Origin of the sequence: Salinisphaera sp. (genome assembly GCF_002729955.1) — a bacterium.
Taxonomy (GTDB): Bacteria; Pseudomonadota; Gammaproteobacteria; order Nevskiales; family Salinisphaeraceae; genus Salinisphaera.
The window spans coordinates 24180-49942 of the sequence record NZ_PBYA01000040.1 but is presented as its reverse complement, the minus strand read 5'-3'; the positions used below and the strand labels follow the sequence as shown (position 1 = coordinate 49942).

The window sequence follows — 25763 nt, the reverse complement described above, 5'->3', positions numbered from 1 at the left end:
GATGCCCACACCGAAATGCAGATGGGCATGCAGATCGTATTTGTCGGCACAGCGCTGGATATAGGCATGAATCTCGGCCGAACCCGAATAGGTGGTCGACCAGTCGGGGTTCTGTTCGAACGAGTAGGAATACAGATGCGAGGGCACATCGCAGGCACAGCCGGGATAGGTATTGTCGCGCCAGGTGCCGCCCACATCATCGGCACGTTCGAGAATCGCGAAATCCTCGATGCCCTGCTGCTTGAGACGAATACCGGCATTGATGCCGGAAAAACCGGCACCGATGACGATCACATCGTGGGCGATTGCGGCGCCTTCATCATTCGAGACCTGCGGCATGCTTCATTTCCGTGCCAAGCCAGCACCGCAGTAGATAACGTGCCATTGCACGCTGTCAACATCAGCGCCCCATTCGGCCCCAGGGCAGCACGAGATTGAGGACCACGCCCAGCACGCCGGCCAGGGCAATGCCTTCGAGGGCGAATTCACCGGCCGAGAAGCTCAGGCCGCCCACCCCGGTCACCAGAATGATGCCCACGATAGCCAGATTGCGCGGCTCGGTGAGCTCTTCCTCGGATTTGGCCAGGCTGTTCATGCCCACGACAATGATCGCGCCGAACAGCAGCACGATGATGCCGCCCATGACCGGCGTCGGGATGCTGGCCAGCAATGCGCCCAGCTTGCCGACAAAGGCGAACACGATGGCAAAGCCCGCCGCCCAGGTCATCAGGGCCGGGTTGTAGGCCTTGGTCAGCGTGACGGCGCCGGTGACTTCGGAGTAGGTGGTATTGGGCGGCCCGCCCAGGGCCGCCGCCAGCGAGGTCGCCAGGCCGTCGCCCAGCATGGTGCGATCGATGCCCGGGTCCTTGAGGTAATCGCGCCCGGTCACCGAACGAATGGCCACGATATCGCCGAAGTGCTCGATCGCCGGGGCGATGGCGACCGGCACCATGAACAGCACCGCCTGCCAGTTCCATTCCGGCGCCACGAAGTTCGGCACGGCAAACCAGGGCGCGGCCGCGATCGGGGCGAAATCCACCAGCCCGAACGGCAGACTGACCAGATAGCCGGCGACCACGCCGCACAGAATCGGCACCAGCGAGAGAAAGCCGCGCCCGAACAGCGACACCGCCACCGTGACCGCCAGCGACACGAACGACACCGTCATCGCCGCCGTCGGCTCGACCAGCTGGCTATTGCCGTTGCCGTCCAGGCCCATCGCCAGATTGACCGCCACCGGCGCAAGCACGAGCCCGATGACCATGATCACCGGCCCGGTGACGATCGTGGGCAACAAACGCGTGATCACCCCCACACCGCGTACACGAATGAGCAGCGACAACAGCATGTAGACACCGCCGGCCGCCATCAGCCCGCAGAGGGTGCCCGGTATGCCCCAGGTTTCGACGCCGTAGATGATGGGCGCGATGAAGGCAAAGGACGAGGCCAGAAAGACCGGCACCCGCCCGCGCGTGACGATCTGGAACACCAGCGTGCCGATGCCGGCGGTGAACAGCGCCACGTTCGGGTCCAGCCCGGTGAGCAGCGGCACCAGCACCAGCGAGCCGAAGGCCACGAACAGCATCTGTGCGCCCAGCAGGCCATCGCGCGCCCGAAAGCGATACGCCAGGCCTGCCTCGTCGCCGTGTTTCCGTTCTACCGCCATCCATGCCCCCCGTTGCTCAGCGGCCCGCACGCACTCGACCCTCGGCCGCGCCAGGCGTATCGTTTTACTTGGTGCCGTACATGCGGTCACCGGCATCGCCCAGACCGGGGCGGATATAGCCGTGCTCGTCGAGCCGTTCGTCGATAGCCGCAGTGAAGATCGGCACGTCCGGGTGGGCTTCGCGCAGGGCGGCCACGCCTTCGGGGGCAGCCAGCAGGCAGAGGAACTTCATGTTCTTGGCACCCTGCTTCTTCAGATGCGAGATCGAGGCGATGGCCGAATTGCCGGTGGCCAGCATCGGGTCGACCACGATCACACGGCGCTCGCCGATATCCTGGGGCACCTTGCAGTAGTACTCGACCGCTTCCAGCGAGTCCGGGTCGCGAAACATGCCGATATGGCCGACCCGCGCCGAGGGCATGAGCTCCACCATGCCTTCCAGCAGGCCGTTGCCGGCCCGCAGGATGGATACGAAGCACAGCTTCTTGCCGGCGAGTGTAGGCGCATCCATTTCCTGCATGGGCGTTTCGATGCGCTCGGTGGTCATTTCCAGATCGCGGGTGATCTCGTAGGTCAGCAGATGGGCGACCTCGCGCAGCAGGCTGCGAAATTTCTGCGTGGACGAGTTCTTGCGTCGCATCAGCGTGAGCTTGTGTGCGATGAGCGGATGATCGATGACGGTCACGTTCTCGTCCATGGGCAGCTTCCTTTGTCGGCGATTCGCGGGCGAACGCGCGCATTAGACCTGATCCGGCGCGCAATCGAAAACCCCGATCGCGCTGAGCGCATCCATAGTACGTACTTACGACTGGCAGGCGGGGCTGCAAGATTCGTGCAACGAGGCATCCCAACGAAAGCGCGCGGCCTGATCGATCAACCAGTCGGCAAACGCGGCCGCCGCGGCCGGCACCTCGCCCGTCGCCGGCATGAGCAATTCGTAGGAGAACGGCGAATCGATCACATGCCGCGCGCCAAACGGCGCAACGAGCACGCCGCTGGCCAGCCGATCGGCGGCCAGCACGCTGGTGGCCAGGGCGACGCCGCGCCCGGCGATGGCCTGGTCCAGGGCCAGGCCGAACAACGAATAGCGCCGGTGTACGGCAATATCCACGTCGGGGGCGCCGGCGGCCTGCAGCCATTCGCGCCAGCCCGGGAAAAGCTCGGCCTGGTTCGACAGCCACTTCACATGCAGCAACGTGTGGCCGGCCAGATCGGCCGGCGTGTCGAGTGCCGGCCCGTGCGCCAGCAGCGAGGGCGCACAGACGGGGAACAGCGTTTCCTGCATCAACGGCTGGCTGCGCACCCCCGTCCAAGGCCCCTGCCCGTAGCGAATGGCGAGCTGGGCACGATCCTCGTGCCAGCCCGGCTCGACCAGCTGGGCGCTGGCCTCCAGCGCCAGGGCGATATCCGGGTGGCGGGATTCGAAATCGGCCAGCCGTGGCAGCAGCCAGTGCTGGATGAGCGATGGCGAGGCGCTGACGGTGAGCTGGGCGCCGCCGCTGCTCGTCTTGCGTGCGGCTTCGACGCTGCGCGCCAGCCGTGAGAACGCCTCGCCGGACTCGTCGGCCAGCCGCGCGCCACGTTCGGTCAGACTCACGCCCTGGGCATGGCGTACGAACAGATCCGCGCCGAGCAGCGTTTCCAGTTGTTTGACGTGGCGGCTCACCGCGCCGGGGGTGACATGCAGATCGAGTGCCGCGGCCTTGAAGCTTTCATGGCGCGCGGCGAACACGAACGCACGCAGGGCGTTCAAGGGCAGCCGATCGATCATCGCGGTTGAGTTTTCCTGAGCCTGGCCGGCCAGTTTAATGGTTTGCGCAGATACCGGCCGGCTGTTTTCCTTGCCGCCACGTTTGTTAGCGCCCCGCATACCCATGACGACCCGTGCCGCCACACAGCCGACCCCGGACACGCCCGCCACCCGGCGCGCGCTGGATATGCAGGGCAGCCTGCTCATGCTCGTGTTCTGTCTGGCGCTGGGGTTGCAGCAGGTGGCCATCAAATGGATTGCCGCCGATATCGCGCCGATCGCCCAGATCGCGATCCGCTCGCTGCTGGCTGCCGTGCTGGTCATCGCCGTGGCCTGGGCCCGCGGCGTGCGGCTCGCCGATGCCCGTGCCGTATTCTGGCCGGGCGTGGCGGTGGGTATCGGCTTTAGCGCAGAGTTCTGCTTCGTGGCGCTGGGCCTGGAATACACCACGGCGTCGCATATGTCGGTGTTTCTCTATACCGCGCCGGTATTCGCCGCGCTCGGGCTGCATTTTCTCGTGCCGGGCGAGCAGCTGCGCCTGCGCCACTGGACGGGGATTGCGATCGCCTTTGCCGGGATCGTGTTGGCGATGGCGCCCACCGGCGGTGGCAAGGCCGATGGCCCGGCGGTCAGCTCGCTGATCATCGGCGATATCCTCGGCACGATGGCCGGCATGGGCTGGGCGGCCACCACCGTGGTGGTGCGTACCACCGCGCTGTCCGAACAGCGGCCAACGCTTACGCTCGCTTTTCAGCTGAGCATCGCCGGCATTTCGCTGCTGCTGATTGCCGCCGGACTGGGCCATATCGGCGATATTCGCATCACCGCGCCCGTGCTCGTGAGCATGAGCTTTCAGACCTTCGGTATCGCCTTCGGGGTGCTGCTGCTGTGGTTCGCCCTGCTGCGCCGTTATCTGGCCTCGCGCCTGGGCGTGTTCTCGTTTCTCTCGCCGGTGTTCGGCGTGATCTTCGGCGCCCTGCTGCTGGGCGAAGCGCTGACCTGGAACTTCGTGGTCGGCGGCGTGGCCATCATCGCGGGGGTGATCATCGTCAGTGCCCCCGCGCGCCGAACCGCCCCGCAATAGCGCGCACAAAAAAGCCCGGCCCCGGCATGATCCACATACCGGGCGGCCGGGCTTTCGGCGTCGCGGGGACTAGCCCATCTTGGCCAGCTCGCGGCCGGTTTCGATCGCTTCCTCGCGGGTCTTGGGCGTGCGGTCGGTGGTCCGGGATTCGGTCTCGTCGTCGAAGCGTACTTCGATTTCCCAGCCGCCTTCCTTTTCAATGCCGATGGTTTCGAAACCGCGGGTCTCGTCGCGTTCCAGGGTTTCCCAGTCGGTCAGGTTCTTGGTCATAGTCTGCTTGCTGTCGTTCAAGTGTCTCGGCGCGAGCGTAACAGGCTATCGCGGTTACCGAATCAGGTTGTTTGCGGATTCGTGCCCGGCGGGTTCAACGCGCCGGCTGTCGTTCGGCCTGGCCCGTCGCGCCCAGCATGACGAGCGACACGGCAATCAGCGCGCCGATCGTATCGCTGACCCAGCCCGGGTAGATGAGCGCCAGCGCGCCCACCAGCGCGAGCAGCCGCCAGGGCGCGCCCAGCGGTCGGCGCAGATAGCCTTCCACCGCGACGGCGAGCAGGCCCACGCCAACCACGCCGGTGATCGCGACCGCAGCCACATTCAGCCAGGTGGCATCGATCATGAGCATGCTGTGGGCGAACACGAACATATAGGGCACCACGAAGCCGGCAATCGCCAGCTTCATCGCCTGGACCCCGGCCGCATTGGGCGAGCCGCCGGAAATGCCGGCACCAGCATAGGCCGCGAGTGCGACCGGCGGGGGGAGATTGGCGAATATGCCGAAATAGAACACGAACATATGGGCCACGAACACGGCCGTGTCGTTCGACCCCGCCAGCTCCCGAAACAGGGGCAGGTTGAGCAGAATGGGCGCGGCCATGGTCGAGGTGATGATGTAGCAGGGAATGCTCGGCAGCCCCATGCCGAGCACGATCGATGCGCCCATGGTCAGCGCCAGCGTCACCAGCAGGCGCAGCATCTCCGAGGGAATCGCCTGGCCGAGGTTGACCACCGCATCGGCGGCATCCAGCGCGATGCCGGTGAGCGTGGCCACGCCCACGACGATACCCACTGCCGCACAGGCAATCGCCACCGGAATCGAGTTGCGTACGCCCTCGGTCATGGCATCGCGACAGTCGGCCAGATCCATGACCTCCGATTCGAGCCCCAGCCGGCTGCGAATGGCATTGATGGCCATCGGCACCGCGATGATCGCGAACAGCCACAGCCGCGATGCCGGCAGCCCGGGTAGCGGTCGTGATTCGATCAGGGCCCAGATCTGGGGTTCGAACACCAGGGCGACGAGCACCACGGCCAGGCCGAGCACCAGATTGCGCGTGCCACAGATCAGAATCGTGGCTGCGATCGACCAGAACGCAGCAAAGAACGGCGCCCGCCCGTCGAAGATCAGCCACAGCAGTACGACCATCGGTAGCAGCAGATGGCCGCGTTCGAGCAGCACGCTTTTCAGCGGGGTGAGCTCGGAACGCGGAATGCCTTCCAGGCCGTTGCGCAACGCGCGCAGGTGCACCTGAAACAGAATGCCCAGATAGAACAGCAGCGCCGGAATGATGCCGGCCAGCATGACCTGGGTATACGGCACCGACAGCACCTCGGCCATGATGAAGGCGGCCGCGCCCATGATCGGCGGCAGGATCTGGCCGCCCACGCTGGCTGCGGCCTCCACTGCCCCGGCGAAGTTGGCCCGATAGCCCGTGCGCTTCATCAAGGGAATGGTGAACGCCCCGGTGGTCACCACGTTGGCGATGGCCGAACCGTTGATCGAGCCGAGAAAACCGCTGGCGATCACCGCCACCTTGGCCGGCCCGCCGCGACTGGGCCCGGCCAGGGCCAGAGCCAGATCGTTGAACAGTCGCCCCAGCCCGGACTTGACCAGAAACGCCCCGAACAGAATGAACAGGATGATATAGCTGGCCGACACCGCGATTGCCGTGCCCAGCAGCCCTTCGGTGATATAGACCAGGTGGGACACGATCTGGCGCGTACTCGCCAGCACAATGGATTCGCTCAGCTGCGGGTAGAAGGACAGCTTGGCGTAGAAGCCGTAGGCAAGAAACACGATCGCCAGCCCCGGCAGGCCCCAGCCAGTCACCCGTCGCGCAGCGTCGATGACCAGAGCCAGCGCGGCCAGGCCCACGATCATGTCCAGCGTATTGATCCGCCCGGCCGAGGCGATCACCCGGTCGGCCGAGACCACCATATAAACGCCGATCGCGAAGGCGGCCACGGCCAGAATCACGTCACCCACCGCCACGCGATCACGCGCGCCGCGCATCGCCCAGGGGTAGAGCACGAAGGTCAGCCCGAGCAATACGTACAGATGAATACTGCGCTGGACCACGTCGACCAGCGGCCCGGAAAACGACGTATACAGATGAAACAGCGCCAGCAGCACGCAAAGCGCGATCACGAACTGCATCACCCGGGTCGGCAGCGCATGGCGTACCCGGCTTTCGCGATCGTATTTTTCCAGCGTCTGTTGATCGGCCACGGCCGGCTCGACGGCGTCCGGCGATTGCTTGGATTGACTCATGGCTTTCCTGTTTCCGGGGCCCGCCATGCGCCGACCATACCGCGCCACATGGCTATGACCGGCGCCCGGCGTACCGCGAACGTCAGTATGGGCGCCTTGCCGGGCCGCGAAAGCGCAAACCAGCGACCGCCGTAGCGCATGCGATACCCCTCGGCGGCGGCGGCCTGGACCGCCAGCGGATCGACCACCCGGTCGATGGCGTCCATCACCACCCAGCCGTTCTTAAGGCGTGTTTCATGCCCGGCCTCGGCGGGCACCCCGGCACCGAATGTCTTGAACCGGGTCGAGGCGAGCACGATCGCCTGATCGTCGATATGAAACGTCTCGACCCAGTTTTCCTTTTCTACCGAATGCGTCCAGGCCAGAGAGAACCGGGGCTGCTGCTGGACGACGAACGCATAGCGCAGCCCGTCGGCATCGCGCACCACAAGCCAGGTCCGCGGCCAGACGACCAGGCCCGCGAGGGCGAGCAGAAACGCCCCACAGATGCCGAGCGCGCCGGCACGAAAATGCCGCACGGGCTGCGCTGACGATCAGCTGGCGTCGGTCTCGGCGTTCTGGCTCGTTTGATCCGTGTCGCCACTGGCGTCGTCGCCCGAGTCGCTGCCGGATTGACCGTTCAGGCTGTCGTAGAACGACTGCGCGCCGGCGGCCAGCGGTACGACCACATCCTGGCCCATGCGCGAACGATCGAACTGCTTGAGCGCGCCCACCGAGACCTTGTCGGTACCCAGATAGTCATAGAAGCGCTGGGCCAGCTCGCGGCTGACATCGTCCGACATCGAAGCCGGTGCGATCAGCAGATTGCGAATGGCGACCGTGTTGACCGCGGTTTCGAGATCGTACCGCTCGGGCGCACCCGCCGGGATTTCATAGGTTTCGTAGTAGGGATATTTGTCGAGCAGCGTATCGGCCGTTTCGCCGTCGACGTTGACGAAGTTCACGTCGGTGTTCTGCATCAGGCCGGTGATGCTCGAATTGGGCACGCCCGAAGTGAAGAAGGCGGCATCGAGATTGCCGTTGCTCATTTCGGTCACGCTGTCGGCATAGCCGGTATGGCTGACCCGCGCGAGATCGTCGTAGTTCATGCCCGCGGCTTCCAGCACCTTCTGGGCGCTTTGTTCGACGCCGGAGCCGACCTTGCCCACGCCGATACGCTTGCCTTTCATGTCGGCGACGCTCTGGATATCGCTATTGGCGGTGGCGACCACCTGCACCACGTTCGGATAGAGCCCGGCGATGGTCTTGATATCGGCCTTGCGGCCCTCGAACTGGCCCTGGCCGTTGATGGCATCGTAGGCCACGTCGCTCATCACGATCGCGAGCTGGTTGGTGCCGTCCTGGATATTGTTGATGTTCTGTACCGAAGCGCCGGTCGACACGACCTGGACCTGATCGATCTGATCGCTGTCCTCGAACACCCGCTTGAGCGCGCCGCCGATGGGGTAATAGCTGCCCGAGGTACCGCCGGTGCCGAAGATGAGGCTTACCGGTTCGCTGCTCGTACTTTCCGTCGAGCTGGTCGCATCGGTCTGGCCGGCCTCGTCGCCGTTGCCACAGCCGGCCAGCAGCAAACCCATGCAGGCAATGCCCGCAATCCACAGACCGTGTTTCGTGGCCATATCGCTTCCCCTGTTCAATCGTTGTTCGACGCCGGCACGCGGATGCCGGTAAACCGCCAGAAATACCAGAGGCGCAAAGCGCCGACTATTAGGCCATGGTGGCATCGACCACACAGACCAAGCCCCCACGCGGCTAGCTCGCGCCGCAAACGCGCTCTGCATGGCTATACACGTTAAAGCGATCGCCTCTTAGAAAACCCACCAGCGTCACGCCAAACTGCTCGGCCAGCGCCACGGCATAGCTGCTGGGCGCGGACACCGCGCACACGATCGGAACGCCGGCCATCACGCTCTTCTGCAGCAGCTCGTAGCTGGCGCGCCCCGAGAGCATGACGATGCAGTCGGATAGCGGCAGGCGATCGTCGAGCAGTGCACGGCCGATGAGCTTGTCGAGCGCATTGTGGCGGCCGACGTCTTCGCGCACCGACAACAGCCGGCCCTGGGCATCGAACAGGCCGGCGGCATGAATACCGCCGGTGGCGTCGAACACGCCCTGCCGGGCACGCAGCCGATCCGGCAGGGCCAGCAGCAGCTCCGGGGCCACCTGACCCGGGCCCGCGGCGCTGCTCGGGCGCCCGGTTGGCCGGGGCGGCGAGAAGCTGGGTTTGCCGCAGACCCCGCAGGCGCTCGTGGCCAGCGTATTGCGTTCCACGCGATCCAGTCGCGCCCGGGCCTCGGGCTTGAGCATGAGCCGCATCACGTCGGCCTCGCCCGGGGCTGCGCGCAGATAGACGATGTCGTCGCGGGAACGGATCACGCCTTCGCCGTGCATGAGCCCGGCCGCAAGCTCGGCATCCGCCCCCGGGGTGCGCATGGTGATCAGCGGCTCGGCGCCTGCGACATGAATTTCCAGCGCGCGTTCGACGGCCAGGGTATCGTCGCGGCCTGCAAACCCGTCGCGGGTGTATGCCCGGATACGCACACTCGCACGCGCCGGGCTTTGTTCGGCAGGACTGGCAGTTGCGGCATCGTCGGCGCTCATCGCCCCACGGTAACCCATCGCTGCCGGCCGCGGGCAGATGCGGGCCGCGAACCGGCCCGAATCTGTGTATTCTGCACGCGCGCAGCCCGGCTCGCCCTGCGGCGACCCCGGCCCGGCACGGCGCATGCAACCGTTTTTCATCTTCCCTCGCGCGATCTCGTCATGGATCTTTTCGCTGTATTCGTTCAGACCCTCAACGTCACCCTGCCGGTGTTCTCGATGGTGTTTCTGGGCATCGGCCTGAAGCGCGCGGGCTGGATCGACGACGCCTTCATCAATACCGCCTCGACGCTGGTATTCAAGGGCAGCATGCCGACGCTCGTATTCATCAGCATCGTGAAGGCCGATCTGTCCCAGGCACTGCTGCCGGGGCTGATGCTCTACTTCGCGGCGGCAACGCTGGCCTGCTTCGCGCTGACCTGGCTGTGGGCGATCTGGCGGGTCGAAACCGTGGAACGCGGGGTGTATGTCCAGGGCGCGTTTCGCGGCAACTGCGGCATCGTGGGGCTGGCGCTGGCGGCCAGCATGTACGGCGATTTCGGCCTGTCGGCCGGCGGCATTCTGGTCGGCCTGGTGATTCTGCTCTACAACGTGCTGTCGGTGCTGATTCTGGCCTGGTATCAGCCCGACCAGAAAGCCGACTGGCGCAGCATCAGCCGCGGTATCATCACCAACCCGTTGATCATCGGCACGCTGGTGGCCATACCCGTGGCCGCGGCCGGCCTGCCCATTCCCGAGTGGATGATGACTTCGGGTGAATACTTCGCCCGTCTGACCCTGCCGCTGGCGCTGATCTGTATCGGCGGCACGCTCTCGCTGGGTGCGCTCTACGAAGCCCGCGGCATCGCGTTTTCAGCCGCCGCCATCAAGATGGTGGTGTTTCCTGCCGTGGCTACCGGCCTGGGCTGGCTGTGCGGCTTCGAAGGACGCGAGCTGGGGCTGCTGTTTCTGTATTTCGCTGCACCCACCGCCGCCGCCAGCTTCATCATGGTGCAGGCCATGGGCGGCAATGCCCGCCTGGCGGCCAATATCGTGGCCGTGACCACGCTGGCCGCGAGCGCGACCATTACCGCGGGCGTATTCATGCTCAGCGCCCTGGGCATGATCGCGACCGCCTGAGCCGTCGCGCCCGGATTACTTACTCGGCGCCCTTGTTCTCGCCTGCGTTCTCGCCGTCGCTCTGCTGCCCGCGGCGCGCCTGCGAATAGGCCCTGGCGCCGGCGATCAGCGGCGACAGCGTGGCCCATAGCTCCTTGTCGTGCAGCAGCTTGAACACGCCGGTGACGCCCGGCGGGTTGTAGGGCGTATCGTCGCTTGCCGGCTTGGCGGCCTCGTTCATGCCGGCATTAATCGCGCCGAAGGTGCGCTCCAGCTGATCCGGATCGATCTTGCCCAGTTGCTGGGCAACCACCAGCAGATTGCGCATGCCGGCATGCCCCTGCGGGGTGTTCATGCTTTCCACGGCGATGCTCGAAATCTGCGGAAAGGCGCCGGCAAAATCCTTGAGCCAGCGAATCACGCCCGATTCATAGAGCTCGTCGAGCAGGCCGTTGATCTCGGCGACCCGCCCTTCCAGACGCTCGAACTCCGCCAGCGTGTCCTTACGATACTGCTTGGCCTCGGCGGGCCGGTAATGAATCTGTTCTGCCATGACGAAATCCTGAAAAACGGTGTGCGAAGACGAATACCGGCCTGTTTACAGGCCGCTGTCGGCCGGCCGCGCCTTGGGCGGACGCTTGTAGTCGTCGCGCTTCCACTTGGCGTTGACCTGCACGCCCGATACAGGGTTGCGCGTGGCGTTGCGCTGATTGTTCGCCTTGAGCGGCGGATGGCCGTCGACGCTGAGTATTTCCATCTTCACCGCCAGCTCCTTGTAGGCCGGGGTGTCGGTGTCCTTGTCCGACTCGAAGCTGGTAAGCACGTTGATCGCCTCGATGTTCTTCTTGCCGTGCATGGGCATGTACATCTGCTTGCCGGCCACGCGATCGGTGACTTCCACGCTCACCTTGATCGCGCCGCGCCGCGAGACAAGCCGTACGATGCTGCCCGGCTTGATGCCGCGCTCGGCCGCCAGCTCCGGCGAGACTTCCACAAAACTGCGCTCGATCTTGAACACGATGCCGGCGGTTTCGTCAGTGAGATTGCCTTCGTGGAAATGCTCGAGCAGACGGCCGTTGTTCAGATGCAGGTCGTACTCGTCGTCGGGCTGGTCGGTCGGCTCGTTCCATTCGACCGGGTGGAAGCGCGCCAGCCCGTTATCGAAATGAAACTTGCCGCTGGAATACAGATTGGACTCGCTGGTGCCGTCGGCGGCCACCGGCCATTGCTGGGAATTGAAGCCTTGCAGACGGTCGTAGTGCACCCCGGCGAACAGGTCGGCGATGGACGCCGCCTCATGCATGATTTCACTGGGGTGGCTGTAGTTCCAGTCCGCGCCCATCGCACGCGCCAGTTCGGTATGAATGATCCAGTCGGGCTTGGAATCGCCCATCGGCTCGAACACCTGATACAGACGCTGGATACGGCGTTCGGTATTGACGAAGGTGCCTTCCTTTTCCACCGACGGACTGGCCGGCAGCACCACGTCGGCGAACTCGCAGGTCCGCGAGAAGAACATGTCCTGTACGACCATGAACTCGAGCTTTTCGAAGGCGGACTGTACGTGCAGGGCATCGGAATCGACGATGCCCATGTCTTCACCCACCACATACAGCGACTTCAGATCGCCCTCGTGCATGTGGGTGACCATTTCATGGTTGTTCAGCCCCTTGCGGGTGGTCAGCTCGACGCCCCAGGCCTGCTCGTAGCGGGCACGCACGGTATCGTCGGTGACGAAGTCGTAGCCGGGGAAACGGCCCGGCATGCAGCCGAAATCGCTCGCGCCCTGCACGTTGTTGTGCCCGCGCATCGGATAGCCGCCGGTGGCGAAGCGGCCCATGTTGCCGGTCAGAAGCAGCAGGTTGCACAGCGCGGTCGCGGTATCCGCGCCCATGGTGTGCTGGGTCACGCCCATGGCCCAGACGCCGCAGATGGTCTTGGCTTCGAGCACCATGTCGAGAATACGATCGAGCTCGTCCTGACTCAGGCCACAGCGCTGCTGGGCGAACTCCATGGTGAACGGCTCGAGGCTCTTGACGTAGTCCTCGTACTCCTCGACATGGTTTTCGATGAAGTCGGTGTCGGCCCGGCCCATTTCGACGATGCGCTTGGCGATCGCGTTCAGCCAGATCATGTCGGTGCCCGGCTCGGGCTTGACGAACAGATCGGCGCGTTGGGCCATTTCGTTCTTGCGCAGGTCGGCCACGAGGTGTTTCTGGCCGCGCAGCTTCTTGGCCCGCTTGAAGCGGGTGGCGATCACCGGATGGCTTTCGGCCGTGTTCGAGCCGACGATCATCAGCAGATCGGCCGCCGCCAGATCGGCGATCGAGCCGGTATCGGCACCGTAGCCGACGGTACGCCAGAGGCTTTCGGTGGCCGGCGCCTGACAATAGCGCGAGCAGTTGTCGATATTGTTCGTGCCCATGACCGCACGGGCGAATTTCTGCATCAGATAGCCTTCCTCGTTGGTGCACTTCGAGGAGGCGATATAGGCCAGCGCGTCCGGGCCGTTGGCTTCGCGGATTTCGTTGAAGCGACGGGCGATCAGCGCGTAGGCCTCGTCCCATTCGGCTTCGCGGAAGGCGCCGTTTTCGCGAATGAGCGGCTTGGTCAGCCGGTGTTCGCTGTTGATATGGCCCCAGCCGAACTTGCCCTTGATACAGGTGGAGATACCGTTGGCCGGCGCTTCGGGCTGCGGCTGCACCTTCAGCAGTTCACGCCCGCGGGTCCACATCTCGAAGGAGCAGCCCACGCCGCAGTAAGTGCAGACGGTCTTGGTGCGCTTGAGCTCGGTTTCGCGCATCGCCGCATCGACTTCCGACACGGCGAAGATCGGCCCGAAGCCGGTGGTGTGTTCGGCGGCCTTGACCAGGTCGATGGCCGAGCGACCGAGCTTCTGGTAGCGCCCCCGCGCCTGCGGCGACAGGCCGGTCATGGGACCGACGTTGCCGAGCATGGTCTTTTCCATCAGCGCGTTGCAGGGGCAGACCGTCACACAATGGCCGCAGGAAACACAGGAGGAATCCTCGATCGGGATATCGTCGTCCCAGATCACGCGCGGACGTTCGCGACTCCAGTCGATCGACAGTGTTTCGTTGACCTGCAGGTTCTGGCAGGCCTCGACACAGCGACCGCACAGGATGCACTGGTCCGGATCGTAGATATAGAACGGGTTGGAGTAGTCCTTTTCGTAGGGCTTGCCGCGGAATTCGTAGTGCTGGCCGGGCACTTCCATGTCGCGCACGGTGTTGTGCACTTCACAGTTGCCGTTGTTGTTGTCGCACACCGAGCAATACAGATCGTGGTTCGAGGCGATCCGGTCGATGCCCTCGTGACGGGCGGCATGGGCGCTATCGCTTTCAATCGTCACGTCCAGGCCGGGCTTGACCGCCACGCTACAGCCGCGCACCAGATTGCCGTCGATCTCCACGAAACAGGTATCGCAGGTCTGCAGCGGCCCCAGGCTCGGGTGATAGCAGACATGCGGCAGATAGATGCCGGTGCCTTCCAGGGCCTCGGGCAGAAGCTGGCCGGGGCGTGCCCAGACCGTACGGCCGTCTACGGTGATTTCGATCTGTTCGGCAACGTCATCCATGGGGTGTCTCCTGAGCCGGCCTCTATGTTCTGCATCTTCGCACGATTATGTTGCGCGCGAGATAAAAGCCGGAATAAGCCCGTCTCCTAGTAGACAACGGACTTGGATCAATTGCAGGCCCTGCTTTAGGCCTACCTAGCCGGTGAACAGCCGCGATGCCTTGACCAGCGTTTCGAAAAAGCCCCAGAGCGCGGGGATCGTGACCATGGCCCAGAGGCCGGCGATCTGCCAGGTCGGCGTGGCGGAAGCTGTATTGGCTTCGGTATTCATCATTGTCTCCTGCATAATGCAGCGAATCAAATCAACAAGTTCGACTCCGCCCCGGACGGCGTCGAGCCGCCGCGAGCCCGTTTCGTTCTAGTCCGGGTTCGACGGATCCCCCTCGTACTGGTGCTTTTCGGCCACCGGCCGCACCAGCAGATTGCAGACCAGGCCCACCGCCAACAGCGCCACCATGATGTAGAGCGTGGTGGTGTAGGCATCCGCCGGTGCCACGCCGGCTTCGATACGCCCCTCTCGCAGCTGGTTGAGCAGCACCGGCCCGACCACGCCTGCTGCGGCCCAGGCCGTGAGCAGACGCCCGTGGATCGCGCCCACGTGCATGGTGCCGAAGATATCGCGCAGATAGGCCGGCACGGTGGCAAAGCCGCCGCCGTACATGGAAACGATGATGCAGCAGGCCAGCACGAACAGCACGATATTGCCGCCCGCGGCGATACTCGGCACCCCGGCATAGAGCAGCATGCCGAGCACGAAGAAGATCACGTAGGTCATCTTGCGGCCGATGTAGTCCGAGGTGGAGGCCCAGAAGAAGCGCCCGGCCATGTTGAAGATCGACAGCACGCCCACGAAGCCGGCCGCCGCGGCCGCGCTGGTGCCGACCATTTCCTGGGCCATCGGCGAGGCCTGTTCGAGCAGCGCGATGCCGGCGGTGACGTTGAGAAACAGCACCAGCCAGATGAAATAGAACTGCGGCGTCTTCATGGCCTGATTCACGTGCACGTGGCCGCGCGTGATCATCTTGTCCTGCTTGCCGTCCTGTTCGGGGTCGAACCCCTGCGGCTGCCAGTCCTTGGCCGGAATACGCACGATCAGCGCGCCGATCATCATGAACAGGAAATAGATGATGCCCATGGCGACAAAGGTGGACCCCACGCCTACCGTATCCGGCCCGGAGAAGAATGCCATCAGCGAGGTGGCCAGCGGCGAGCCGATCATCGCGCCGCCGCCAAAGCCCATGATCGCCATGCCGGTGGCCAGGCCCGGGCGGTCGGGAAACCATTTGATGAGCGTGGACACGGGCGAGATATAGCCAATGCCCAGACCGATGCCGCCAATCACGCCATAGCCGAGATACACCAGCCAGATCTGGTGCCACCACACGCCGAAGGCGGAGACGATGAAGCCGCCGCCGAAACAGGCCGCCGCCAGCGCCATCGCCTTGCGCGGGCCGACCCGCTCCAGCCACTGGCCGCCGAATGCCGCCGCCAGACCGAGGGCGGCGATGGCCAGCGAAAAGATCCAGGCCAGCGTCGACTGCGACCAGTCGGCCGGGGCCGACTCGGTGACGCCGACGATCTGCGTCAAGGGAATCTTGAATACCGAGAACGCATACACCTGGCCGATGCACAGATGAATACACAGTGCCGCGGGCGGCACCATCCAGCGGTTGAAGCCCGGCTTGGCCACCGTGCTGGACTTGTCGAAAAACCCGGCCATATTCCCCCCAGACAAAACGCGGCCGCGCCGCAGGCATGAGCTTGCGCGCACCCTAGCAGCTGTATGTGATATGCAATCGTTTCTGCGACCAAAGTCGGATGATGGCCGGGAGAACGCTTCGCCGGTAGCAGTCAGCCGGCGGGGTGGCCCCAGAGCGTCTGGGCGAACGGCTCGACCGTGACCATCTCGCCGGCCGGCACGTCCTGCTGCGGGGCCGGCAGCACGATGAAGCAATCCGCGCTGCTCATCGATCGCATCACGCCCGAACCCTGGTGGTCGATCGGCTCCACCGCCAGCCGGCCGGCGTCGGTCGTGACCAGCCGGGCCCGCAGGAAATTCTCCCGCCCCGGGCTTTTGCGCAGATCGGCCAGGGTGGGCAGATCAAGCCGGATGGGCAGCGCCGGATGACCCCCGGCCATACGCACCAGCGCCGGGCGCACCAGCTGGATGAAGGTCACGGCCGTGGATACCGGATTGCCCGGCAGGCCAAAGAAACGGGCATTACCCAGGGTGCCGAAGGCCAGCGGCTTGCCCGGCTTGATCGCGACCCGCCAGAAATCCACCTCACCCTGCTCGCCGAGCACGTCGAGCACGAAATCCGCGGCGCCGACCGAAACGCCGCCGCTGGTGACCACGGCGTCGTATTCGGCCGCCTGTTCGAATGCGCCGCGCAGGGCCTCGGGCGAATCCCCGACCACGCCCAGATCGATGCCTTGCATGCCCAGTTCGGCGAGCAGCGCGGCCAGACCGTGGCGATTGCTGTCGTAGATTTCGCCCGGCTCGATCGGCCCGTCGATCGGGCGCAGCTCGTCGCCGGTGGAAAAGAAAGCCACCCGGGGCCGGCGTACCACCGCGACTTCACTCACTCCCACGGAAGCGAGGATGGCGATATCGGCCGGGCGCAGATAGCAGCCCGCCGCCAGCACGGTGGCGCCCGCGGCGATATCCTCTCCCGCCAAGCGAATATTGCTGCCTGCCTTCGGTCGTTGTTCGATCACCAGCTGTGCGCCCGACGCCTGCGTGTTTTCCTGCATCACCACCGTATCCACGCCCGGCGGCACCACCGCGCCGGTCATGATGCGTATGCACTGACCGGCGCCGAGCGACCCCGCATAGGGATGTCCGGCCAGGCTTTCACCCACGATCTCAAGCGCGTCGCCGTCGGCGGCGATATCGGCCGCGGCATAGCCGTAGCCGTCCATCGACGAATTGTCGGCGCCAGGCACGTTGATCCGCGATACGACGCTCTCGCCCAGCACGCGATGCAACGCGGCATGCAGGGGGATGCGCTCACAGTCGCGAATGGGCGTGATCGCCTCGACGATGCGCGCACGGGCCTCGGCCAAAGGCATGGGCTTGTTGTCCGGGGTCGGACGAAAATCCGAGGCGTCGGGGGATTGCAACATCGGCTCACTCATGACGATGGAACGAAGTAGCGATTCAGCGTGGTTCTTGCCACGCTCGCGCGTCGCTGGGGGCGTTGATATTGGCAAAGGCGTCCGCCTGCGGCCAATCGACCTCGGCCACGGCGAGCCGCGCCTGCCAGTCGGTCACCCGGGCCATGTCGGCGGCAAGCGCGGTTTCCAGCGGGGCCAGCACCTGCCGGCGCATGAGCGCGTGCAGGGGCTGACGCCGCTGTGCGGCCCGCGCACAGACCAGATCGATGCCCGGCGTCATCGCCTCGGCAAGCCGTTGCCCCAGATCTTCGGGTAACGCCGGTGTATCCACCGGCACCACCAGCAGGTACGGCGTCGACGTCGCGTGCAGCAGACTGGCCAGGCCCTGCAACGGGCCGCCATGGCCGGGGGCTCGATCCATCACCACCTCGCAGCCCAGGCCGCGATAGCGGTCCAGGGAACGGTTGGCGCTGATCAACAAATGACCGGCCTGGGGTTCGAGGCGTGCCAGCGTGTGTTCGACAAGCGCACGGCCATCGAGCACATACCAGCCCTTGTCGATACCGCCGAGCCGCCGGGCTGCGCCACCGGCGAGAATGCCGGCGGTGATCTGACTGCGATCGATATTCATCGCTGCGATTCTGGGGCCGAGCGCTGCGGTGAGGCAACGAACGCGGCGTTCATTTGCCAGCCGGATCGCCGCGGTATGATCGACCAGGCCGACTACTCAAGGACACTTCGCCCATGCGACGCAGACTTATCCGCATCATCGCCAGCGGCGCGCTGGCCGCGGTGGCCACCACCGCCAGCGCCCAGAGCCTGGGCGATCGCTTCAAACAGTTCATGGGCGAACTCGAAGGCGGGCAGACCAACGCCAGCGCGCGCCAGCTGCCCGAGAACGAAGTGGTCACCGGTCTGCGTGCCGCCCTGGCCGACGGCGCTTCGGCCGCCGTGACCCAGCTTGGCCAGACCGACGGCTTCTGGGGCAATACGGCACGCCGTATCCCCCTGCCCGGCTGGATGGGCCAGGCCTCTTCGGCCTTGCGTGGCGCCGGCTTTGGCGACCAGCTCGACAGCTTTCAACTGTCCATGAATCGGGCCGCCGAGCAGGCCACCGCCGAAGCCGGGCCGATCGTGCGCGAAACCATCAACAACATGAGCGTGCGCGATGCCTACGACATCCTGCAGGGCTCTAGCACGGCGGCCACCGACTATCTGCGCGAACACGCCGGCGACGATCTGGCGGCCCGATTCGAGCCCATCATCGCGAATACCACCGCCCAGTCGCAGGCCGTATCGCGCTACGAGGCGCTGACCTCGCGCGCCAAACCCATGCTGGCGTTCGTGCCGGGCATGAATCTCGACGTCAACGACTATGTCACCCGGCAGGCGCTGGACGGGCTGTTCGCGGTGATCGGCCAGCAGGAGCAAAAGATTCGCGCCAATCCCGCTGCCGCCGGCAACGCGATCGCCGAGAAGGTGTTTTCGACCGTATCGCGGTAAGAGCTAGGCGTCGAAGCGGGCGTCGCGTTTGGGGGCCAGGCGTTCGAGAAACGCCTGCTGGTCGGCCAGGATGCGGCGGTTCGCCAGAATCAGCCACTCGGCCAGATTGGGCTCGTACGGCAGTGCCAGCAGTGTCATCCCCGCCTGTTCCGGCGTGCGGTCGTCCTTGAAACGATTACAGCCTTCGCAGGTGGATACCACGTTGGTCCAGGCATGGCCGCCGCCTTTCGAGCGCGGCACGACATGCTCGATCTGCATCTGCGAGAACGTCAGCCGGGTACCGCAGTACATGCACAGACCGCCATCGCGGTGGAACAGCTCACGCCGCGTCAGCGCCGGCACCAGGTTACGGGCAAACCGATGCGAACGATCGCGTACCGCGATGATGGAATCGATCTCGATCTGGCTGCGCAGGCCTGTCGAACGCGAACGCCCGCCGCGCAGGCAGATCTTTTCGCTGCCGGCTTCCCAGGCGATCTTGTCGGTGAAGTACAGGCTGACCGCTTCACGCCAATCCACCCACTCCACGGGCAGGCCCCCGGCATCCAGTTTCAGTATGCGTGGAATCGCTTCTGCCACGACGCCTTTACCTCCATTACAACCTCACCGCGGACCGACAGCGCCGGCCGAGCGGTTTATCGGTTAGGCTCACACGGCGATATGACCGCATGTTGACGCGCATGAACCTTGTTTTACCGGATATTTATCTTGGCGCGCAACGCGGTACGTGCCCGCCTTTGTCTAACCATACCGCCCCGCTTTCGCAGCGGATGCAAGGCGCCATGACAAGGCGCGGGCCCCGATGAGCCGTCGCGCCACGCTGCTGCTGGTTGCTGCGCTGGTACTGGTTGTGGCCGTGTGGGCCATCGGGTATCGAGGCGGCGACGAGGCCGGGCCGGGTGAGCGCGAGGCCGGACGCGTGGCGGTCGAAACCCGCCCCGCCGAACGGCGTTCGATCGACGACATCCGCGAGTTTTCGGGCACGCTCGAGGCCAGCGCGACGCTTACGGTCGCGCCCAAGATCGGCGGCCAGATCGCCTCGATCGCGGCGGATATAGGCGACGACGTAGAAAGCGGCGATACCCTCATCCGCCTGGACGACGAGGAATACCGCCAGGCACTGGCCGAGGCCGAGGCCCAGCTCGAAGTCGCACAGGCCCAGTACGAGCAGGCCCGCAGCGATGCCCGCACCGCCGAGCGCACGCTCGCACGGGTGCGCTCACTCAACGACAAGGGCATCGCCGCCACCGCGGAACTCGACAGCGCCGAAGCCGAGGCCTCCAATGCCCGGGCCACGGCCACGGTGGCCCGCGCCAATATTGCCCAGGCCAGGGCCCAGGTGCAGACCGCGCGCATTCGCCTGGGCTATACCGAAATCCGCGCCCAGTGGCCCGACGACGAGCGCCCGCGACAGATCGGCGAACGCATGGTGGAGCCGGGCGATACGGTGGCCGCCAACACGCCGCTGCTGCGCATCGTGGCCGTGCGCCCGCTCACCGCCGTGATCCAGGTGCCCGAGGCGCTGTATCCGACCCTGGCCGTAGGTCAGCCTGCACAACTGCGTATCGCCGGCGCCGAAACCGCCGCATTCGATGCCGAAATCGCACGTATCGCGCCGGTATTCGACCCGGAGACCCGGCGTGCCCGGGTGGAGCTGACCGTGCCCAATGCCCAGGGCCGGCTCGCCCCCGGCATGTTCGTGCAGGTGGGCCTGGTCGCCCAACGCCTGACATCGGCGCTGGTGGTACCGCGTGCCGCGCTCGTACGCCGCGGGGGCGATACGGGGGTTTTTGTCGTGGATAGCGCTGCCGGCGTCGCGCATTTCGTGCCGGTGGACGTCGCCTTCACCCAGGGCGATCAGGCCGCGCTGCGTGCGCCCGACACCCTCGAAGGGCCGTTGGTCACCCTCGGCCAGGCCCAGCTCGAAGACGGCATCGAGGTCGCCGTGGATGACGATGCCGCGCGCACGACGGCCAGCGAGCGCGACGGCGCATGATGAGCCTGCCGGCGTTTTCGGTCGCACGCCCGGTCGCGACCTGCATGATCATGGCGATCGCGCTGCTGTTCGGCGCGGTCGGTCTGAGCCGGCTGCCGGTCGATCTGCTGCCCAGTGTCGAAACGCCGTCGCTGACGATTTCGGTCGACTATGAAAACGCCGCGCCCGAGACCATGGAAGAACTGGTCACCCGGCGCGTGGAACAGGCCGTGGCCGCCACCCCCGGGCTGGAGGAGATGGAATCCACCTCGGTGGAGGGCACGGCCGACGTCACCCTGCGCTTCGGCTGGGGCGTGGATATCAACGCCGCCGCCAACGATGTCCGCGACCGGCTGTTCTCCGAGCTCGACGAGCTGCCGGACAACGCCAGCCGCCCGCGCCTGCGCAAGTTCGATACCGCCGACCTGCCGGTGATGGGCCTGGGCCTGGCCAGCGGCATCGACCCGATCGAGCTGCGCCGGCTCATCGACAACCAGCTGTCGTATCGGCTGCAGCAGATTCCGGGCGTGGCCGCGGTGGAGATCTGGGGCGAGCCCGAGCGCGAGATTCAGGTGAACCTGGATATCGATCGCGTGCGCGCACTGGATCTGTCGCTGACCGATATCCGCGACACCCTGGCCGCGGCCAACCGCAATCTGCCGGCCGGTTCCATCGAAATCGGCAACCAGGAGCTGGTGTTGCGTACGCCGGGGCGGTTTTCCGATCTCGACGATCTGCGCCGGGCGGTGGTGCTGGTACGCGACGGCACGCCGATCACACTCGGCGAACTGGCCACGGTTCGCGATACCCAGCAGCGCGCCGAGCGGCTGGTGCGTATCGGCGGCGAGCGCGGCGTACGCATGGGGGTACGCAAGCAGTCCGGCGCCAACACCGTCGAAGTTGCCGAACGCGTGACCCGTGAGGTGGCCGAACTCAATCGCGAGTTCCCGCAGGTACGTATCACGCCGTTTTTCAACACGGCGGACTATATCAACCGATCGATCGCCAACGTCTCGCGGGCGCTGTTCTACGGCAGCGTGCTGGCATTCGTCGTGCTGCTGGTGTTTCTGGGCCATCTGCGGGCCGCGCTGGCCGTATCGGTGGCGATCCCGGTATCGCTGGTCGTCACCTTCGCGCTCATGTACGGCTTTGGCTATACGATCAACCTGATGACCCTCGGCGGGCTGGCGCTGGGCGTGGGCCTGATGGTGGATTCTGCCATCGTGGTGTTGGAAAACATCCAGCGTCGACGCCTGGAACTGGGCGAAGCCGATCACGCCTCGGCCGTGGCCGGCAGCAACGAAATGGCCGGCCCGATCGTGGCCAGCACGCTCACCACGCTGGCCATTTTCATTCCCATGCTGTTCGCACGGGAACTCACCGGCCAGCTGTTCCGGGAGCTGGCAATCGTGGTCGCCCTGGCGCTGGCCTGCTCGCTGGTGGTCGCGCTCACCCTCATGCCCATGCTCACGGCACGCTTCGTGGGCCGGCGCCGGCCGGCGAAAAGCAAGGCGCTGAGCCGCCTGGAACAGATCGGCACCGGGCTCTACGCAGGCGTGGATCGAGGCTATCGGCGCCTGCTCGAAGGCGCGCTCGCCGCGCCGCGCCGGGTGATCGCCGCGGCCGTGCTCGCCACACTGGCCGCCCTGGTCGGCTTCACCCAGCTGGGCAGCGAGTTCATGCCGGCAACCGACGAAGGCGAGGTGCGCGTGGGCCTGGAAATGCCGCCGGGCACCCGCCTGGCCCTCATGGACAGCCAGGCCCGCAAGGCCGAAGCGGTGGTACGACGCGTGGTACCGGAAGCGGTGTCCGTGGTCACCACCGTGGGCAGTGGGGGCTATCGCGCCGATGCCGGCGCCGAAGCCGATATTCGTATCGAGTTGCCGCCGGCCGGTGCACGCACGCGCAGCAGCCAGCAGGTCGCGGCCGACCTGCGCGCGGCCATCGGCGAGCTGGCCGAGACCGAGGTGCGCGTACGCGTACGCCAGCCGTTTTTCTTTCGCATGCTGGATGTAGGCAGCGCCGACGAAAGCCTGGAAATCGAGATTCGCGGCTACGATTTCGGCGTGCTGCAGCGGCTGTCGAAGCGTATCCAGCAACGGATTGCCGATATCGACGGCATCACCGATCTGCGCGCCTCGCGCGAAGGCTCGGCGCCGCAGCGCGATGTGATCATCGACCGCGCGGCGGCGGCGGATCGCGGTGTTACGGTCGAGGCGATCGGGCAAACCGTGGAGACGGCCATCGCCGGCACCAACGCCGGCTACTTCCTCGACGACGGCGACGAGGTCCGCGTGCGCGTGCAGTTGGCCAACCCGCGCCAGGTCAGCCCCGACCAGATTCTCGACCTGCCCGTCCCGGCCGGCGACGGGCGCCGCGTGCGCCTGGGCGACGTGGCCCGGATTGTTGAAGCCACCGGCCCGATCGAAATCGATCGACGCAACCAGCAGCGGCTGGTGAGCGTGAATGCCAATATCGCCGGGCGCGACCTGGGCTCGGTGGTCGAGGACGTGCAGGCCACGCTCGACGATATCGCGATTCCCGCCAATTATGATGTGCAGCTGGTGGGCGAATACGAAGCCCAGCAGGCCGCATTTCGCGAGATCGGCGTGAACGTGGCCCTGGCACTGCTGCTGGTTTACATGGTCATGGCCTGTCTGTACGAATCGTTGATCGACCCCTTGATCGTCATGGTCACCGTGCCGCTGGCGCTGATCGGCGTGGTCGCCACCCTCATGCTCACGAACACCACCCTCAATTCGCAGTCGCTGCTGGGCTGTCTGATGCTGATCGGCATTGTGGTCAACAACGCGATTCTCATCGTCGATCAGGCCAACCTGCTGCAACGCGAGGGCATGAGTGCAATCGACGCCGTACGCGAGGCGGGCCGCCGCCGGCTGCGCCCGATTCTGATGACCGCCGCGACCACCGTGTTTGCGCTGTTGCCGCTTGCGATCGGTCTGGGCGAGGGCTCGGAGTCGCAGGCGCCGCTGGCGCGGGCCGTGGTCGGCGGCATGACCACCGCCACGCTGATCACGCTGGTCGTGATCCCGGTGGTCTATGCCGGCGTACACCGGGCCTGGCCACGCCGGCAGGGCATGCCCGCATGAGCGCGCTACGGCGATACCGCTGGGCCGTGCTGCTGCTGGCGGCCTGTGCCGCGCCGGCCAGCGCCTTTGTCGATGCCCGGGCGCTGGTCTGGCCGGAACAATCGCTGCCCGGCGAACCCGCCGAACCACAAAGCGCAGCCACGCCGCCCACCAGCGACGAACTCGCCGCACTCGGCCAGCGCAACCGGCTCGAGCTGAGCCTGGAAGAAGCCGTGGGCATGGCCATGGAACATAACCCATCGCTGGCCGCGCAGCGGCTGCAGCCTTTGATCGCCGGCACCTTCGCCGCGGTGGAGCGGGCGGTGTTCGACCCGAGCGTATTCGCGCGGGTGGAAACCTCGCGCGAAGTCGCCCAGCGCGTGTCCGAGGATATCCAGCAGAACTTCGATGTCCGCAACGACGGCGAGGCCGCGCGCGCCGGTATACGCCAGACCCTGCCCACCGGCACCGAACTCGAGCTGAGCGTGGAACAGGATCTGAGCGAGTCGAATCGTTCGCCGCGCCAGGCCAGCACGCGGGTCGGCCTGACCCTGACCCAGGCCCTGCTCAACGGCTTTGGCGTGGCCAGCAATCTCGTGACGCTGCGCCAGGCACGGGCCGATGCGCTGGCCTCGGCCTACGAACTGCGCGGCTTCGTCACCTCGCTGGTGGCCGATGTCGAAAGCACCTACTGGAACTTTCTGGGCGCACGTCGACGTATCGAAATACTCGAAAACGCCGTCGAGGTGGCCGAGCGTCAGTCCGAAGAGGCCCGGCTGCGTATCGAGGCCGGCACGGTGGCCCGGGTCGAACAGGCCGCGTTCGCTGCCGAAGCGGCCCGCCGCCGTCAGGACCTCATCGACGGCCGCGCCGAGGCGGCACGCCTGCGTATTCGTCTGCTGCAGCTGATCAGTGCCCCCGAGCGCCTGCGCTACGAGCGCGCTGTCGAACCCACCACCGAGGTGGCAACCGACGCCGCGCCGCTGGATGCGCCGGCCGATTATGCGGCCCTGGCCGCGCGCCGCCGCCCCGAACTCAACCAGGCGCGCCTGGACGTAGCCCGCAACGAACTGGAGGTTGTAGCCACCCGCAGCGGCCTGCTGCCGCGCCTGGATCTGTTCGTCACCCTCGGCCAGACCGGCTTCGCACGCAACTACGGCGGCGCCTACGAAAATCTCGACGGCGGCGATACCTACGATCTGTCCGGCGCCCTGGAATTCGAATATCCGCTGGGCAATCGTGCCGGACGCGCGTTGCAGCAGCGCGCGAAGGCCAGCGTACGTCAGGCCGAAGCCAGCCTCGACAACCTGCAGCGCGTGATCGAGGCCGAGGTCCGCTATGCCCTCGTCGAGGCCGAACGCGCCGCGGCCCAGATCGATGCCAGCGCGGCAACCGTCACCCTGCAGCGCCAGACCCTGGAGGCCGAACAGGCCCGCTTCGATGTGGGCCGCTCCACCGGGCTGCTCGTCGCCCAGGCCCAGCGCGACCTGCTGGCCGCCGAACTCGACCGTATCGATGCCTTCATCGCCTATCGCCAGGCGCTGATCGATCTGTTCGTTGCCGATGGCAGCCTGCTGACCCGCCGCCTGGTGGACGCCCCGGGCGAGCTGCCGCCGGCCCTGCCCTGGCGCGACTGATCGAGAACATAGTTTGCCGGCGTAACGGTACGAAACGGCAAAAGAAAACGCGCTCGCGACCGATATAAACCGACACTGGGATTCGCCGCGTCCACGCG

At 65.8% G+C, this 25763-nt stretch carries 22 protein-coding genes; 6 read left to right on the top strand and 16 right to left on the bottom strand.

Annotation, left to right across the window (positions count from 1 at the left end; translation table 11 throughout):
- From CMN27_RS11745 to CMN27_RS11730, 4 genes are all read right to left on the bottom strand, one after another.
- On the bottom strand, positions 1–339 hold a 339-nt coding region (locus CMN27_RS11745), incomplete at its 3' end, for an NAD(P)/FAD-dependent oxidoreductase (RefSeq protein ID WP_293626650.1).
- 61 nt (positions 340–400) lie between these two features.
- Complete coding sequence (locus CMN27_RS11740; RefSeq protein ID WP_293626648.1) at positions 401–1666, bottom strand: uracil-xanthine permease family protein; 1266 nt, start codon at positions 1664–1666, stop codon at positions 401–403.
- A 64-nt stretch (positions 1667–1730) separates the two neighbouring features.
- Positions 1731–2363, bottom strand: a complete 633-nt coding sequence (upp, locus tag CMN27_RS11735) for a uracil phosphoribosyltransferase (protein WP_293626646.1) — start codon at positions 2361–2363, stop codon at positions 1731–1733.
- A 105-nt stretch (positions 2364–2468) separates the two neighbouring features.
- Positions 2469–3437 (bottom strand): LysR substrate-binding domain-containing protein, encoded by a 969-nt coding sequence (locus tag CMN27_RS11730; RefSeq protein WP_293626645.1) that lies wholly within the window; start codon positions 3435–3437, stop codon positions 2469–2471.
- A 103-nt stretch (positions 3438–3540) separates the two neighbouring features.
- On the opposite strand from CMN27_RS11730, the gene CMN27_RS11725 reads away from it, so the two are divergent.
- Complete coding sequence (locus tag CMN27_RS11725) at positions 3541–4500, top strand: DMT family transporter (protein ID WP_293626643.1); 960 nt, start codon at positions 3541–3543, stop codon at positions 4498–4500.
- A gap of 69 nt (positions 4501–4569) precedes the next feature.
- Here the strand turns inward: CMN27_RS11725 and CMN27_RS11720 are convergent, their stop codons facing one another.
- From CMN27_RS11720 to fdhD, 5 genes are all read right to left on the bottom strand, one after another.
- Positions 4570–4770 carry a hypothetical protein gene (locus CMN27_RS11720; RefSeq protein WP_293626642.1) on the bottom strand — a complete coding sequence of 67 codons (201 nt, stop codon included), beginning with the start codon at positions 4768–4770 and terminating at the stop codon, positions 4570–4572.
- A 94-nt stretch (positions 4771–4864) separates the two neighbouring features.
- The gene (locus tag CMN27_RS11715) at positions 4865–7048 is read right to left on the bottom strand and encodes a TRAP transporter permease (protein ID WP_293626640.1); all 2184 of its coding nucleotides are present in this window, start codon (positions 7046–7048) and stop codon (positions 4865–4867) included.
- Complete coding sequence (locus CMN27_RS11710; RefSeq protein WP_293626639.1) at positions 7045–7566, bottom strand: DUF1850 domain-containing protein; 522 nt, start codon at positions 7564–7566, stop codon at positions 7045–7047. The genes CMN27_RS11715 and CMN27_RS11710 overlap by 4 nt, the downstream gene beginning before the upstream one ends.
- A 15-nt stretch (positions 7567–7581) precedes the next feature.
- Entirely contained in the window at positions 7582–8670 is a 1089-nt protein-coding gene (locus CMN27_RS11705; protein WP_293626638.1) for a TAXI family TRAP transporter solute-binding subunit, read from the bottom strand.
- 133 nt (positions 8671–8803) lie between these two features.
- Entirely contained in the window at positions 8804–9652 is an 849-nt protein-coding gene (gene fdhD, locus CMN27_RS11700; protein WP_293626637.1) for a formate dehydrogenase accessory sulfurtransferase FdhD, read from the bottom strand.
- A gap of 162 nt (positions 9653–9814) precedes the next feature.
- Between fdhD and CMN27_RS11695 the strand changes: the two genes are divergently transcribed.
- Positions 9815–10771, top strand: coding sequence for an AEC family transporter (locus CMN27_RS11695; protein WP_293626636.1), 957 nt, complete (start codon positions 9815–9817; stop codon positions 10769–10771).
- 19 nt (positions 10772–10790) lie between these two features.
- On the opposite strand, the gene CMN27_RS11690 is transcribed toward CMN27_RS11695, so the two are convergent.
- From CMN27_RS11690 to mobA, 6 genes are all read right to left on the bottom strand, one after another.
- The gene (locus CMN27_RS11690) at positions 10791–11303 is read right to left on the bottom strand and encodes a hypothetical protein (protein ID WP_293626634.1); all 513 of its coding nucleotides are present in this window, start codon (positions 11301–11303) and stop codon (positions 10791–10793) included.
- Positions 11304–11348: 45 nt separating this feature from the next.
- Positions 11349–14345, bottom strand: coding sequence for a formate dehydrogenase subunit alpha (gene fdhF, locus CMN27_RS11685; protein WP_293626633.1), 2997 nt, complete (start codon positions 14343–14345; stop codon positions 11349–11351).
- A 135-nt stretch (positions 14346–14480) separates the two neighbouring features.
- Positions 14481–14615: a hypothetical protein gene (locus tag CMN27_RS11680; protein ID WP_293626632.1), complete on the bottom strand. Its 135-nt coding sequence runs from the start codon at positions 14613–14615 to the stop codon at positions 14481–14483.
- Between the two features lie 87 nt (positions 14616–14702).
- Complete coding sequence (locus tag CMN27_RS11675; protein WP_293626631.1) at positions 14703–16064, bottom strand: OFA family MFS transporter; 1362 nt, start codon at positions 16062–16064, stop codon at positions 14703–14705.
- 131 nt (positions 16065–16195) lie between these two features.
- On the bottom strand, positions 16196–17470 hold the full coding sequence (glp, locus tag CMN27_RS11670) for a gephyrin-like molybdotransferase Glp (protein WP_293626630.1): 1275 nt from the start codon (positions 17468–17470) through the stop codon (positions 16196–16198).
- Positions 17471–17504: 34 nt separating this feature from the next.
- The gene (mobA, locus tag CMN27_RS11665; protein WP_293626629.1) at positions 17505–18092 is read right to left on the bottom strand and encodes a molybdenum cofactor guanylyltransferase MobA; all 588 of its coding nucleotides are present in this window, start codon (positions 18090–18092) and stop codon (positions 17505–17507) included.
- A 113-nt stretch (positions 18093–18205) separates the two neighbouring features.
- Here mobA and CMN27_RS11660 point away from each other — a divergent pair, with 113 nt between their 5' ends.
- On the top strand, positions 18206–18964 hold the full coding sequence (locus tag CMN27_RS11660; protein ID WP_293626627.1) for a DUF4197 domain-containing protein: 759 nt from the start codon (positions 18206–18208) through the stop codon (positions 18962–18964).
- Between the two features lie 3 nt (positions 18965–18967).
- Here the strand turns inward: CMN27_RS11660 and CMN27_RS11655 are convergent, their stop codons facing one another.
- The gene (locus CMN27_RS11655; RefSeq protein ID WP_293626626.1) at positions 18968–19543 is read right to left on the bottom strand and encodes an HNH endonuclease; all 576 of its coding nucleotides are present in this window, start codon (positions 19541–19543) and stop codon (positions 18968–18970) included.
- Positions 19544–19766: 223 nt separating this feature from the next.
- On the opposite strand from CMN27_RS11655, the gene CMN27_RS11650 reads away from it, so the two are divergent.
- The 3 genes from CMN27_RS11650 to CMN27_RS11640 are packed head-to-tail and all read left to right on the top strand — an operon-like array spanning position 19767 to position 25665.
- On the top strand, positions 19767–20960 hold the full coding sequence (locus CMN27_RS11650; RefSeq protein WP_293626625.1) for an efflux RND transporter periplasmic adaptor subunit: 1194 nt from the start codon (positions 19767–19769) through the stop codon (positions 20958–20960).
- A complete protein-coding gene (locus CMN27_RS11645) occupies positions 20957–24049 on the top strand; it encodes an efflux RND transporter permease subunit (protein WP_293626623.1) in 3093 nt (1030 codons plus the stop codon). Before CMN27_RS11650 ends, CMN27_RS11645 begins: the two co-directional genes overlap by 4 nt.
- The gene (locus CMN27_RS11640; RefSeq protein WP_293626622.1) at positions 24046–25665 is read left to right on the top strand and encodes a TolC family protein; all 1620 of its coding nucleotides are present in this window, start codon (positions 24046–24048) and stop codon (positions 25663–25665) included. The genes CMN27_RS11645 and CMN27_RS11640 overlap by 4 nt, the downstream gene beginning before the upstream one ends.
- Positions 25666–25763 lie beyond the last annotated feature (98 nt).